Source organism: Ignavigranum ruoffiae (genome assembly GCF_900110675.1).
Lineage (GTDB): Bacteria > Bacillota > Bacilli > Lactobacillales > Aerococcaceae > Ignavigranum > Ignavigranum ruoffiae.
The window spans coordinates 155,396-169,536 of the sequence record NZ_FOEN01000004.1 but is presented as its reverse complement, the minus strand read 5'-3'; the positions used below and the strand labels follow the sequence as shown (position 1 = coordinate 169,536).

General features: G+C 37.6%; 12 protein-coding genes and 1 other annotated feature. All 12 genes read right to left on the bottom strand.

The window, feature by feature from the left end:
- Nucleotides 1-267 (bottom strand): 3-hydroxyacyl-CoA dehydrogenase family protein (locus tag BMX34_RS04885; RefSeq protein ID WP_234971675.1); only part of this gene is annotated, 267 nt, incomplete at its 3' end.
- A gap of 150 nt (nt 268-417) precedes the next feature.
- Nucleotides 418-780, bottom strand: coding sequence for an ArsR/SmtB family transcription factor (locus BMX34_RS04880; RefSeq protein ID WP_159428854.1), 363 nt, complete (start codon nt 778-780; stop codon nt 418-420).
- Nucleotides 781-833: 53 nt separating this feature from the next.
- A complete protein-coding gene (locus BMX34_RS04875) occupies nt 834-1,592 on the bottom strand; it encodes a Crp/Fnr family transcriptional regulator (protein ID WP_092571401.1) in 759 nt (252 codons plus the stop codon).
- A 341-nt stretch (nt 1,593-1,933) separates the two neighbouring features.
- Nucleotides 1,934-3,625 carry an arginine--tRNA ligase gene (gene argS / locus BMX34_RS04870; protein ID WP_092571399.1) on the bottom strand — a complete coding sequence of 564 codons (1,692 nt, stop codon included), beginning with the start codon at nt 3,623-3,625 and terminating at the stop codon, nt 1,934-1,936.
- Nucleotides 3,626-3,677: 52 nt separating this feature from the next.
- Nucleotides 3,678-3,900, bottom strand: a binding site (T-box leader).
- A gap of 7 nt (nt 3,901-3,907) precedes the next feature.
- Nucleotides 3,908-4,855 carry a carbamate kinase gene (arcC, locus tag BMX34_RS04865; RefSeq protein WP_092571397.1) on the bottom strand — a complete coding sequence of 316 codons (948 nt, stop codon included), beginning with the start codon at nt 4,853-4,855 and terminating at the stop codon, nt 3,908-3,910.
- Between the two features lie 22 nt (nt 4,856-4,877).
- A complete protein-coding gene (locus BMX34_RS04860; protein WP_092571395.1) occupies nt 4,878-6,215 on the bottom strand; it encodes a M20 family metallopeptidase in 1,338 nt (445 codons plus the stop codon).
- A 97-nt stretch (nt 6,216-6,312) separates the two neighbouring features.
- Nucleotides 6,313-7,851: a YfcC family protein gene (locus BMX34_RS04855; RefSeq protein ID WP_412457631.1), complete on the bottom strand. Its 1,539-nt coding sequence runs from the start codon at nt 7,849-7,851 to the stop codon at nt 6,313-6,315.
- 129 nt (nt 7,852-7,980) lie between these two features.
- Nucleotides 7,981-8,982: an ornithine carbamoyltransferase gene (argF, locus tag BMX34_RS04850; protein WP_092571393.1), complete on the bottom strand. Its 1,002-nt coding sequence runs from the start codon at nt 8,980-8,982 to the stop codon at nt 7,981-7,983.
- A gap of 41 nt (nt 8,983-9,023) precedes the next feature.
- Complete coding sequence (gene arcA, locus BMX34_RS04845) at nt 9,024-10,247, bottom strand: arginine deiminase (protein ID WP_092571391.1); 1,224 nt, start codon at nt 10,245-10,247, stop codon at nt 9,024-9,026.
- Nucleotides 10,248-10,651: 404 nt separating this feature from the next.
- Entirely contained in the window at nt 10,652-11,638 is a 987-nt protein-coding gene (locus BMX34_RS04840) for a V-type ATPase subunit (protein ID WP_092571389.1), read from the bottom strand.
- A 39-nt stretch (nt 11,639-11,677) separates the two neighbouring features.
- Nucleotides 11,678-12,163, bottom strand: a complete 486-nt coding sequence (locus BMX34_RS04835; protein ID WP_092571387.1) for a V-type ATP synthase subunit K — start codon at nt 12,161-12,163, stop codon at nt 11,678-11,680.
- 4 nt (nt 12,164-12,167) lie between these two features.
- Complete coding sequence (locus BMX34_RS04830; RefSeq protein WP_143440731.1) at nt 12,168-14,108, bottom strand: V-type ATP synthase subunit I; 1,941 nt, start codon at nt 14,106-14,108, stop codon at nt 12,168-12,170.
- Between the last annotated feature and the right edge of the window lie 33 nt (nt 14,109-14,141).

Here is a 14,141-nt window from a genome sequence, read left to right as displayed (position 1 = left end):
TTCGACCACGAAATCAACCTCTTTAAAATCGGCTAATTCGGTGGTCGTTTGGATACGACCTAAGGTTGCTTCTTTATCTTCTTGAGAAAGTTTCCCACGTTGCACGGATTTCTCCATAAATTTCTCAATCCGTTGCAGTCCCCCTTGTAGGAATTCCTCTTTAATATCCCGCAAAATAACTTGGTATCCGTTCATTGCGAATGCGTTCGCAATGCCAGATCCCATAGATCCTGCTCCAACGACTCCGACTGTTTTAATTTGTGACATCTTGTCTCCCCCTTTGTTTTACTATCTATAGTGTACCCAATATGGAAACGTATTCATCAGTAGCTTTGAGGAAGTCGTCACTTTTTTTCAGCGGAAATAACTAAAATCCAGCGCACTCAAGGAACGCTGGATTTAAAATAGCTATGTAAATTAATGAGAAGATGTCTTCTCATGAGCTAAGCATTCTTGACAAGCGGTCAACATATCTTCGAAATCAACGATAGCCGCCCGATCTTGATCAAAAATTTCTTCTTTACCTTCATAATAAATATCGTAGAGTAACACATTAACCAAATAATGATGGACTAAATGGTATTTAACAAATTTTCCATCTTTTTGCGGTTTGACCAATTGGGCTTCCCGCAACTTTGCTAGGTGCTTGGATAGGGTGGATTGAGGAAGATCCAATATCTTTTGGATTTGGCTCACACACAAAGGCTGGTCACGTAGCAACATTAAAACACGTAAACGGGTATCATCGGCTAAGACTTTTAGTAAATCAACAACTTGCATGGATAACTCCTTATTCTCTTCCATATAACTTGGCCTGATATTGTCAAAATCTTCTAGGCCAAGTTCAGTATTTCAATCAATTGACCAGCATAATCAGTACCCAAATCTTGTAAGAACTTCGCATTCTCCTTGAAATAATCCTCATCATAAAAAATAACTTGTTTGCGGGTAAATTTAACCTTACCTTCCTTGGTTAGCTTACGAACGACACGGCCGGCTGTTTCCCGCGTCGTTCCTGCCACTAAACCTAATTCATAGATCGTCAGCGGATAGGGAATAGTCATGTGTCCACCAATCATCCGCCCCATATCAAACATCCATAAGGAGAGAGATTGGATTACCCGATCCACAGCAGAAGATATAGCAGTTTGTTGAATTCGTGCTTCTTGAAAAACTTGGATTTCTGATAGCTTACAATACATATACAATAATTGATTATGGTTCTGACGAATAATCTCAATAATCACGTCCATGGGAATCAATAATAAATCCACATCGGTGACCGAATAGGCTGAATGGGTGTAGCGCTCAAAATTTAAAACGGAGGAATACGAGAAGAAATTCTTCTCCTTAATATAATCAATATAAATATAAGTATCCTCAGTATCTGTCCGCTCCAACCGAATAAAACCTTTTAATAAAAAATAACAATAGCGTTTGGGATCATCCTGAAAATAGATAATTTGTCCCTTGCGGTATTGGTGGATGACCGACAACTGTTTGACTTTTAATAGTTCCTCGGGCGTAAATCCTAAGAAAAACTCCTCATTCTCTAAATACTCAAAATAAGCTTCAAAATCGCGGTTAACCAATCGACCACCCCTTTAATCGTCTTCCTCTTCATTATCTATCTTAATCTTAAGATTTTCAAGACTAAATGTGATAAATTCGATATTTACAAAGAGAAATCGATTTTTATTAGACGATTTTTTGACAGGGGCAGGGAAATTCTTTAAATTTTTCATCAGTCAAGGATTTTTGCTTAGATTCAATTAGAAAATCTGGACGAAACCCCAAAATTAATCTATCAACGATGGCGGATAATACCGCACATGCTCTGCAATATATTGATGCTCATAAAAAAGACCCAAGTAGCTAATCAAGTACTTGGGTCTGGGTATGAGATGGATTGAATTATGCTGTGACAAAGTAATTACATATTTTCAGGAGCTTTAATGCCAAGTAGAGATAGCGCATCTTTTAAGACAATAACGATGGCTTGGACTAAAGCGATCCGTGCTTCTAATTGATCATCTTCAGAAAGGATGCGGGTATTACCATAGTAACGGTTAAAGAGTTGGGCTAACTGAATGGCATATTTAGCAATCACAGAAGGCTCATAACGTTCAGCCGCTTGAATCACTGTTGCTTGATATTGAGAAAGTTTCTTAATAATTTCCCAGCTGTATGCATCGGTCAATTCCCAAACATGGTCTGAATTTACCTCTTTACCATATTTTTCTAAGATGGTATTCGCCCGGGCACAAGCATATTGAATATAAGGACCGGTTTCTCCTTCGAACTGGACGATTTCATCAAGTTTAAAGTCAAAAGAATTTAGACGGTCAGATTTCAAATCATGGAAGATTACCGCACCAACACCTACTTGACGTGCTACTTCCTCTTTATTCTCTAAATCTGGATTCTTTTGTTTAATTTGTTCAAGCGCTAATTCAATGGCTTCTTTCAAGACTTCTTCTAGAAGAACAATCTTTCCTTTACGAGTTGATAATTTCTTACCTTCTAAGGTAATCAAGCCGAATGGGATATGGTGCATATCATCCGACCAATCATTACCTAATCGTTTCAAGACAGCTTTTAATTGTTTGAAGTGGTTAGCTTGTTCATTTCCCACCACATAGATATTCTGATCAAAATCATAAGTTTGATGACGATAATAGGCGGTGGCCAAGTCACGAGTTAAGTAAAGGGTAGCACCGTCAGATTTTTTGATTAAAGCAGGTGGAAGATTTTCTTCTTCTAAGAGAACTATCGTTGCTCCATTTTCGATCGTTGAGATTCCCTTATCCTCAAGTTCTTGAATGACTGGATCCATCTTGTCATTATAGAAAGCTTCCCCGTTATAAGAATCGAAATCTATGTCAAGCATTTCATAGACCTTGTTAAATTCTTTCAAAGATTCTTCCTTGAACCATTGCCATAGTTCAGTCATTTCAGGATCATGTTCTTCTAATTTCTTAAAGGCCGCCCGTGCTTGATCATCCAATTCTGGATCGCTTTCTGCTTCTTCATGGAATTGAACATACAATTTAACCAATTCATTGACCGGATCTTGTTTCACAACGTTCTCATCGCCCCATTTTTTGTAGGCTACGATTAATTTACCAAATTGAGTTCCCCAGTCGCCTAAGTGGTTAATTTTGATCGTATTATAATTCACTTTATCCAAAATATTGGCAATCGAATTCCCAATAACGGTTGAACGCAAGTGACCCATGGACATTGGTTTAGCGATATTTGGCGAAGACATGTCGATACATGCATTCCCACCGTGACCTAAGTCAACGTCCCCATAGCTGGCGCCGGCTTCTAGAACATCATGTAGCACTTGGTTCGATACAACAGATCGTTTAACCAAGAAATTAATATAAGGCCCTACAGCCACCACTTTGTCAAAGTTGGAATCATCGATTTTTTCAACTAATTCACTGGCAATCATTTGGGGTGCTTTACGAAATAGCTTTGCAAGTTGAAAGACCGGAAAGGCAAAGTCCCCATGTTCAGGGTTACTTGGTATTTCAATTAAACTTTCGATTTGCTCAGGCTCCATCTGCCCGTCCAATACTGGCGTCAAAGCTTCAACAATTAACTTTTTGTTCTCCATTCTATATTCCTCCAATAATCTTATTAATATAAAAAAATACGCCCCTAGCTAAGCTAGAGGCGTATTTTACATACACGGTACCACTCTAATTGACTCCCAAAAATCCAGGAATCATCTTTTCCTTGTTAACGAAGAGGTCTCCGAACAAAGCTACTTTGAGTTCACCTTGTTAATATCAGAAAGTGCGGTTCGAATAAATGTCAAGGTTGGTTCTCAGCAATCCAACTTTCTGTACAGGCTGAATTTATCCTACTCTCTTTCCTCATCATTCTTTAATAATGATTATTGGTATTCTATCACAGTTCCGGCTCCATTTTCAATCAAAGATTGCAAGTTTTCTAAAGATGTTACCACAGCTTGGCTTTCAGGTTTGTTTTTAACAAATTTCATAGTAGCTTCAATCTTTGGTAACATGCTTCCTGGAGCAAATTGTTCTTCAGAAATATATTGTTCTAATTCAGCATAAGTTACTTTTTCTAATTTAGCTTGGTTTGGTTTATTGAAGTTAACAAAAACATAATCTACACCAGTTAGAACAACGAATAAATCGGCGTCCACCATTTCTGCTAATACTTGAGAAGCAAAGTCTTTATCAATAACAGCTTCTACACCTTGTAATTTTCCATCAGCTTCTTCGATAACTGGAACGCCACCACCACCGGCAGCAATAACCACATGACCAGCATCGATTAGGTTTTGGATAGATTTAGCTTCTTTAATGCTGATTGGTTTTGGTGAAGGAACAACTTTACGCCAACCACGGCCAGCATCTTCTTTAAATGAAGCATTAGATTTTTCCATTTCTGCTTTTGCTTCTTCTTCGGTATAGAATGGGCCAATTGGTTTTGTAGGATTTTCAAAAGCTGGGTCAGCTTTATCAACAACCACTTGGGTCACAATCGAAGCAACTTCTTTTTCAATGCCACGTTCTTTCAAAGCATTTTGCATTGCATTTTGTAACCAGAATCCAATGGATCCTTCAGTCATTGCTACCAAAGTATCCAATGGGAAGGCTGGGTTCTTTTCAGAATCTGCAGCAATGTTTTGTAATAATAAGTTTCCTACTTGTGGTCCGTTACCATGAGTAATGACTAGGTCGTCTCCATTTTCGATAAATTTAACCAAGTGTTCTGCAGTTTGTTTTAATGCTTCTTGTTGAGCTTGAGCAGATGGATCACTAGAAAGAATAGCATTTCCTCCAAGTGCGACTACAATTTTACGATTTGCCATATTCTATCTCCTTTTTTATGATTTATTCTTCAATGGCTAAACGACGAACAGCTTCTGCATAGATTTCCATACATTCAAAAATATTCGTTAAAGGCATGTTTTCATTGGCTTCATGATAGGTTACAGGTACGTCCGGACGACGTGCGCCAAAAGCAACACAGTTATCCATTGTTCTAGCGAAAGTAGCTCCACCAGATGAGATTGGTTCAGACATATCCCCAGTCATATCACGGTAAACACTTAACAAGGTTTGGATCAGTTCACTTTCTACCGGAACATATAGAGAAGCGAGATAGTCATGTTCCTTATATTCTAAACCATATTCAGCCATTGCGTTCTTCAATGTATCAACTAATTTGTCTTTATCGGCAGTGACTGGGATACGGAAGTCCACGCCAATCCGAGACTCTTCAAAGTTTATTATAAGTTTAGCAATATTCATGGTAAGATTTCCACTCATATCATCGCCAATCTTACCAAATAAATTATTAGCATTTGCATCTTGACCTACGTACTTATTAATAAAGTCTAAAGCCACATGATCTTCTACTCCATTCAGACCTGCAACTAAACGTGTAATTGCATTTGTTCCTTGATCTGCATCTTTGGAGTGAATTGATTTACCAATCGTTTTGATTTTATGATCATCTTTTTGATATTCAAAACCAAGTACTTCAAGATTTTTTGCTACTTGGTCGGCTTTATCACCTTCGTAAGTTGCTTCTTCAGGAACGATATTAAAGGCACCATCCATCTTCAAATTAAGTTCTTGACTACCTGGCCCAACTAAATAACATTGTAATAAACCTTTTTCAGCATAGGTTAATGGGAAATCAGCATCTGGAACGAATCCAAAGTTTGCTTTCTCTTCATTCTCATTATAAACATTCATTTCGCGCCATAAGGTTTCTTCATCTGTACCAAAAATAAAACGAACACGTTTGTTAAATTTATAGCCAGATTCTTTCAATGCGTACACCGCATATAAAGCAGCTACCGATGGTCCCTTATCGTCTTGAGTTCCGCGACCATAAATTTTGCCATCCCGAATTTCTGCCACAAATGGATCTGAATCCCATTTAGCTTTATCACCTACTGGAACCACATCCAAGTGACATAGAATGGCCATCAACTCTTCACCTTCACCAATTTCTGCATAGCCATAATATCCTTCAGGGTCCATAAAGGTCTTAAAGCCAAGGCTTTCGCAAGTTTCTAAGGCAAGTTCAAGAGCACGGACAATATCGTTACCAAAAGGTGTTGAAACAGCTTCTTCATCTAAAATAGAAGGAACACTTACCCAGCGTTTGATTGTTTCAATACATTGGTCTTGGTAGCTTTCTGTTAATTTATATTCCATTAACGCCACCTCCTCTAAAATATGAAAATCTGACGATTTAAATGTATATGCTCACTCTGAATTATCATAGTGAGCATATCAATCTAGTTATTATAAATTATATTCCAAGATAAGTACTTGCAAGTAGAAGTACAAGTGAAACTACAACAATGATAATACCAATCTTCTTCATGAATTTCCACCAAGTGGTTAATTCAATACCAGCAATAGCTAAGGCACCCATTACTACCCCTGAAGTTGGAGTAATAATATTAACGATACCACAGGCAGTTTGGTAAGCTGTTACAACCACATCTTTACCTACATTAGCAAAGTCTCCTAGTGGAGCCATAATACCCATGGTAGCCGCAGCTAAACCTGAAGTTGAAGGAATCAAGAATGACATAGGGATATAGAATAAATAAGTTAAGATGGTGAATAGACCTTCGTTTAAGCCTTTAAGACCAGCTTCACCCCAAGAAAGTACAGTTGCAGTAATTTGTCCATCGTTCATAACAACTTGGATACCACGAGCTACCGCACAAATCATGGCAACAGATAGCAAGTCTTTAACCCCGTCAAGGAAGACTTCAACGAAACGACTTTCATCAATACCATAGAAGAAACCAATGATTACTGAAGACATGAAGAATAACATTGTAATTTCAACTAAGTACCACATACCGAAGAACAAACCACGTTGAGATTGTCCTAATAAGTTACCAATAAATGGCATATCTAAGAAAGTATTTTGAATGCTTTCGAATAAAGTGAATCCAGGGAATAAATCAGACCATGGAATTAAAGAAAGGATCATAATTAAGAAGGTCAGTCCGAAAATCCAAAGTACACCTTTTTGTTTACCAGTAATTGTGTCCATTTCTTTAACTTTGAAACGTTCTTTATGTTCTGGCATCATATCATAAATCAATGAATTCTTAGGATCTTCTTGAACTTTCTTCGCGTAGCTTGATACATACCAAGCAGATAAAGCCCAAAGTACGATGGCCATGATTGTACGAATAGCGATACCATCTGCAATCGAAATATTAGCCATATCTGAAGCAATAACTGTTGCGAATGGGTTAACCGTTGAAGCCAAGCAACCAATACCTGAACCCAACAGGATTACTGCAATCGCTACCAAAGCGTCCATGCCAACAGCAACCATTAAAGGAATCAATAGCGGATAGAAGGCCATGGTTTCTTCGTTCATACCATAAGTTGAACCACCAAGGACGAAGATAAACATTAGGCCCCAAATAAGGGTCGTCATATTATCTTTGTTGTTCTTCATCATGGCTGAGATACCAGCGTCAATAGCGCCTGTTTCAGTAACCACGCCAAGGAAACCACCAATAACCATAATAAATAGTGCAACTTCAACGGCACCTGGTGTAGTTTCAGTTCCTAGGAAACCACGGATTGGAGCCATGAATAAGTCCCAAATACCTTGTGGAGATTGAGCAACACGTTCATAAGTACCAGCGATATAGTTACCAGCATCATCTAATTGATATTGACCTGCAGGGATAATCCACGTAAGTACAGCAATAATTGCAGTAATTAAGAACAACATGGTAAATGAATTTAGCATTTTACGTTTCTTTTTCTCAGGTTGAGACACTGCGACTGGTGTTTCATTTGTTTCTGCCATAATATACACTCCTTTTCTTTTATTTTTTATTATGACCTAAATGAAAAAAATCCGAATTGTCATTACAAAATCACAATTCGGATCTCTGTGACCACGTAATCACTAAGTGAAAGTTATCATAGTAATGAATTAAACACGTGGGATGAATAAATTACCGTTTGTAACTGCCATAATCGCTTTGATTGAGTGCATACGGTTTTCAGCTTGTTGGAATTGACGTCCATGTTCGCTACGGAATACTTCGTCAGTAACTTCCATTTCTTCAACACCGAATTTTTCAGCAACATCTTTACCATAAACTGTTTCAGTATCATGGAAAGCTGGTAGACAGTGAAGGAAGATGTAATCTCTATCGATTTCTTCAGTTAATTCTTTATTGATTTGGTATGGTTTTAATAAGTTAACGCGTTCTTCGAACTTATCTTCTTCACCCATAGATACCCAAACGTCAGTGTAAAGTACGTCAGCATCTTTAACAGCTGATTTGATATCTGAAGTAACTTCGATCTTAGCTCCTGATTCAGCTGCATATTTCTTAGCGAAGTCAATGATTTCTTTTTCTGGGAATAATTCTTCTGGAGAAGCAATAGTTACATGAACTCCTAGAATTGCACCAGTTACTACTAAAGAGTTAGCAACGTTGTTACGTCCGTCACCACAGTAAACTAGTTTACGTCCAGCTAATTCACCGAATTCTTCTTTGATAGTCATGTAGTCAGCAATCATTTGAGTTGGATGCCATTCGTCCGTAAGACCATTCCATACTGGAACGCCAGCATATTTACCTAGATCTTCAGCAACTTGTTGGCTGAAACCACGGAATTCGATTCCGTCAAACATGCTTCCTAGAACGATAGCAGTATCTTCAACAGATTCTTTCTTACCTAATTGAATATCATTCGCTCCTAAGAATTCTGGAGCAGCTCCTAGGTCGTTAGCAGCAACAGTAAAGGCTGAACGAGTACGAGTAGAAGTTTTTTCAAATAGTAAGCAGATGTTTTGACCTTTTAAGTATTCATGTGGAATTCCACGTTTTTTAAGATCTTTTAAGTGAATACTGAAGTCAATTAAGTATTCTAACTCTTCACGAGTGAAATCAATTTCTTTTAAGAAGTTTCTTCCTTGGAACATAGATCCATCCCCTTTATATTAAAATGATTATGAGTCGTTAATTAGATGTCTTCACGTACAAGTGGCATTGACATACAACGAGGGCCACCACGACCGCGAACTAATTCCGAACCTTTAACTTTGATCAATTGTAATCCATGATCTTCTAACAATTTGTTAGTTGTAACGTTACGGTCATAAACAACTACCACACCTGGTGCAATTGTTAAGGTGTTTGAACCGTCATTCCATTGTTCGCGAGCAGCTGCAACAATTTCGCCACCAGCACATGGGATTAAAGTAACAGAATCTAAACCTAAAGCTTCTGCTAAAACTTCATCAAGACGATTTGAGTCTTTTTCTTCGATAACTACTTCGCCGTTTTCACCTGGTTTTAATGATAATACACGTAATCCAGCTTCGATTTCTGGGTGGATCGTGAATTTATCGTAGTCAACCATTGTGAATACAGTATCCAAGTGCATGAATTTACGGTTTTCACCGATTAAGAAAGCTAATACTTCTTTGAAAGCTCCAGCTTCAAATAAACGTTTAGCAACTTTTTCGATTGAACGAGAGTCAGTACGTTGTGAAATACCAACAGCTAGAACGTCTTTAGATAATACTAATTCGTCCCCACCTTCGATACGAGTATCTTCGTCACGGCTATAGTATTTTTCTACATTATCGCCACCGAATTCTGGGTGATAAGTGAAGATATAGTGACCATATAGAGTTTCACGGTTACGAGTATCAGCAAACATGTGGTTAACTGTTACACCGTTAGCCATTGTAGCAAATGGGTCACGGGTGAAGTATAGGTTTGGCATTGGATCTACCAAGAATGGGTAGTCAGTTTCAATTAAGTCAGCTAATGAATTAAGGTCTTTAGTATCGATTTCAGACTTTTTGAAACCTTCCATAGTCTTAAGAACCATGTCAAAAGTATCCATAGCTAATAATTTTTCTTTAACGATAGCTTTTACGTTTTCTGAAACAATTCCAGATTCTGAAATCCATTCATCAACGAATTGTTCTTTAACGTTACCAGCATCAATAGCTTCAGCAGCTAATTTTTCTAGATAAACAACTTCTACGCCGTTATCTTCTAATGCTTTTGCGAATGCATCATGTTCTTTTTGAGCTTCTTCTAAATATGGGATATCATCAAACAAAAGTCTTTCTAAGTAGTCAGGCATTAAGTTTTCTAACTCTTTACCAGGACGGTGTAAACAAACTTTTTTTAACTTACCAATTTCCGAAAAAACGTGAACAGGTTTAGTCATTCTAACACTCCTTGCTTTCTTTTTAATACTATAAGCGCTTACTACACCTGTAGTATAACATGCACTGCAAACGGTTGCTATATATCTGTAACACTGAGAATGTGATATCCATCACATCTCATAATGAAAACGGATGAGGTCAAGCTTAGCAAGCAAGTGCTGAGAATAAATCTTTGCAAAGTATTATTAAATTCTAATTGTTCTCATTCGCAAATTGCACCTTTTAGCTACTTTATATGGTTTTTTGCGATTAAATCAACCGTTATTTTCATTTAAAAAGTTTTTATACAGCGACTTTGTTAGGAAAAAATTTATACCCCGACAAAAATTCCCTTCCATTATTAAAATGAAAGGGAATGAGGCAACGAAGTTTATCTAATGAAAATTACGCTGGTTTTTATAAGTTAGCGATAATTTAACCTTAAGGCAGCGGCAATACTTTCTTTGGGTAAATCATTTAACAAGCCACTAAGAATGAGACGCAGATTCTTAACTTCAGTTTCTTTAGCATAGAGATAGGCAATCACCGGTAAGGGTCCAAAGGATTCAAATTTGGCTGATTTAAGTTTCTGCATCCGGTGATCATCTAAAACTTTCTCCAATTGGATTGGGTCAACATGATTTTCTTTATCTAACACTGAAGCAATGAGTTCCTGATAGGGACTGGTTAACAACATATTTGTCAAACCAGTGAGACCATCTTTACTCGCTTTAACGTATTGTTCGGTCGGAATGCGTCCTAAATCAGGAACCATCCCGGCTAAACTCGATACAGGTTTATGCAAATTGATCAAACGAATCGCAATAATCATATTATTAAAATCAATGTATTGCTGAATCATATCAACAATAAGTGGATGACCAATTTTTTTGGCTAAATCGTATAAATGATCTAAATAATAGTAATCCAAAATAACATCTAGATGGTTCAAATTATGATAAGTTTCAAAGTAATCCCGAACTTCTCGAATGACATACAAATATTCTTCAGGTAATTCTGTACTTTGGCCTGTTCTAATCGCCTTATTCAGCTCTTCTTGAGAATAGCGACCAACATTCAGTAAAAGGTTTTCAAGTTGACGATCAGAATAGTAATTTTTGAATAAGACTTTTAAATTATGATAAGTATAATCTAATGAGGCAAATTCAATCACTGTTTTATCTGGAGCCATCTCAAAGGCTTCTCGAAAAACCTGTGCAACATAATCTCTTAACTCTTGATCAATGTTTCTCGCATCTTGGATAAAGCCATAGGGCGTTCCTTGAAGTAATTTTAACGCTTGGTCAATTGATTCAACAGTCAATAATTGTCGATAGAAATTATCATCTAAGAGTTCAGTTTCATGGACCCGTAAGGCCACATTCAAAGGGCCGTAATCTACATTGGACATATTTAATTACCCTCCTTAGCCAGACAAGCCAAAATATTCTTAGAATGTTTTTAGAACTAGCATTAGAATAGAAACAACCAATCCTAAGATCGCGTAGGTTTCAACCATAGCAGAAAAAGTCATGGCTTGAGATAAATTTTCTGGTCGTTGAGCCAAAATTTGCATCCCAGAAGCAGAAACACGACCTTGATATGGGCCAGAGAAATAACCACCAAAAGCTACCGGTAAACCAGCCATAAAGAAGTACCAACCTTGACCTGCAGTCATATCGACACTAGAGAAAATAATAATCATAACGGCAACGACGAAACCATATAAACCTTGGGTCGCTGGCAACAACTGCATAACTAAGGCTTGGCCATAAAGTTCTGGCTTTTCTTTACAGAGGGCTGCGGCTGATTCCCCCGCGATGCCCACACCCTTAGAAGAACCATAGCCTGACAGGAAGACAGCAAGGGCTGCTCCTAAACCTGCTAAGATAATTCCAGTATATTCACCAAAAATATTTACAATTGAAAATTCCATCTTATCATTTCTCCTTTTTTATATTTATATTATCGTTGAGCGTCCCCAGAGGCATAAAGGCCTTGCCCCCACCTTCATAAAATTTGCCAAAAAATTCAACATATTCCAAACGCATGTCGTGGACATAGGCACCTAAAAACGTTAAAAAGATATTTAAGGCGTGTAGGACAACAAATAAAATAATCCCCACAGAAAACCGAGCGATTGGTGGCAAAATACCAATAATCATATTGAAGGCCATCCCAATATTAGCTCCTGATATGGCTAAGGCTGCTAACCGGGTATAGGAAATCAGATCCCCCATAAACCCTGCTACGCCAATGACGCCTAAAGCACCTTGACCTAAACCAACTAACTTGTTGTGACTGGCTACAATATTGACCACAATCATTCCAATGACATTACCAATAATCAGCCAAGTTCCAATCTTTTGAAGTAAAGCTTGATTGTTCAGAAATGCCATGTTAATCCCTAGAATTACAATACCAATAAGCATCAATAACCACTGAACTGCGTCTAGATAGAAACTCTTCCAATCCTTTTGTTTAAAGGCTTCGACACTCTTCAAGGTGTATCCTACAAAAAGATGAATAATCCCGAAGACGACTGATAAAATTAAAACTTCAATAACATTTCCGGTGATATCCCACACTTTAAAAGGTAAATTGAAACCAAAAAACGAACCAAAGAATAAACCGACAGCCATCGTACCATATGATAATTGATGGAAGAACCTCAATGTCTGTCGCGTACCCGCTTTAAGATCAAAGCGTTTTAAAGGGATAAAGGTTAACAACCAAAGTATCATTCCATAGCCAAAATCTGCACTCATCATGCCGAAAAATAATATATGAAAAGGATACAAGAATGGCGTTGGATCCTTGGCATTATATTTAGGCAGACTGTATTGTTTAGTCAGCGATTCAAAAGGCCCTATAATATGAGCATTGTCCAACTTGATGGGCACTTCATCTATTTCTTCGAGTTGCACATCCTCGGTTAAGATAGCCAAAGGTTGATCGACAAGCTCTGCCCGAATCGAAGCGATTTCTTCCATTAAATCTTCTTCAGGCGTCCAACCCGAAACCATAAATAAGGATGAACCATTCAGAATCAATTCTCTGGCCTTTTCTCTTTCTCGTACATTATAAATGTATTCTTTAACTAACTTTAAATTCCAGAGAGTCTGGTCATTATAACGCAACCGTTGACGGGCATCTCGATGAACGCGAATTAATTGTTCTCGATAAGCCAAGGTATTCTTCAAAGCTTCTTGAGGCGGTCGAACGAATGGGTAATCAAAATGTTTGAAGGCAAAATGATTTAATAAGTCTTCTAATTGAGTTTCTTTCATTTTGTCTACCACGACTAAATAATTCATATATTCGTCTGTATAATAAATTTCTTCAGCCACTCCATCCATAGCCTGGATTGCCTGAACAAATTCTTCAGAATTTTTAGTTTCAATCGAACCAATCTCAGCTTTAAGGAATTTTAAATCCTTTAATTGCTTGGGATCCATTTCTAACTTTTGCCATTGCCGTAATAAAGCCTCATCTTGTTCTATCTTATCAATATCTTTTTCTAAGGCTAGAATATGATCACGTTGTTCTTGAACTGTATCTAATAGTAAATCGACATCCAGTTGGTGGACTTGCTGATACAATTCATCTAAGGTAAAATTCTCGCGACCCTGTCCTAATTTTTCCCAGAGACTCTTGGGTTTCACATAGGAAACAAGGTAGGCTATATTCTCATCTAACCGATCAATTTGCCGACTCAATTTACGCACCGTCGATTCAACTTGGGGACGTTCAAAGTGAGACAAAAGTTCAGAAGAGACCTTATCTTTTAGATCAATGATTTCAACGTTTTGGAATGACTGGACGGTTTGCAACACTTTATCTTGATCTTCTTTGCGCGCTAAGATACTAATTTTCTTCATGCTTGCAATCCCCAAAGCGTCACCTCCTATATT

Excerpts from the sequence above, each read along its gene's own strand:
- BMX34_RS04880 (WP_159428854.1), bottom strand. The coding sequence starts at position 780 with ATGCAAGTTGTTGATTTACTAAAAGTCTTAGCCGATGATACCCGTTTA.
- argS (WP_092571399.1), bottom strand. The coding sequence starts at position 3,625 with ATGGAGAACAAAAAGTTAATTGTTGAAGCTTTGACGCCAGTATTGGAC.
- arcC (WP_092571397.1), bottom strand. The coding sequence starts at position 4,855 with ATGGCAAATCGTAAAATTGTAGTCGCACTTGGAGGAAATGCTATTCTT.
- BMX34_RS04860 (WP_092571395.1), bottom strand. The coding sequence starts at position 6,215 with ATGGAATATAAATTAACAGAAAGCTACCAAGACCAATGTATTGAAACA.
- BMX34_RS04855 (WP_412457631.1), bottom strand. The coding sequence starts at position 7,851 with ATGGCAGAAACAAATGAAACACCAGTCGCAGTGTCTCAACCTGAGAAA.
- argF (WP_092571393.1), bottom strand. The coding sequence starts at position 8,982 with ATGTTCCAAGGAAGAAACTTCTTAAAAGAAATTGATTTCACTCGTGAA.
- arcA (WP_092571391.1), bottom strand. The coding sequence starts at position 10,247 with ATGACTAAACCTGTTCACGTTTTTTCGGAAATTGGTAAGTTAAAAAAA.
- BMX34_RS04840 (WP_092571389.1), bottom strand. The coding sequence starts at position 11,638 with ATGTCCAATGTAGATTACGGCCCTTTGAATGTGGCCTTACGGGTCCAT.
- BMX34_RS04835 (WP_092571387.1), bottom strand. The coding sequence starts at position 12,163 with ATGGAATTTTCAATTGTAAATATTTTTGGTGAATATACTGGAATTATC.
- BMX34_RS04830 (WP_143440731.1), bottom strand. The coding sequence starts at position 14,108 with ATGAAGAAAATTAGTATCTTAGCGCGCAAAGAAGATCAAGATAAAGTG.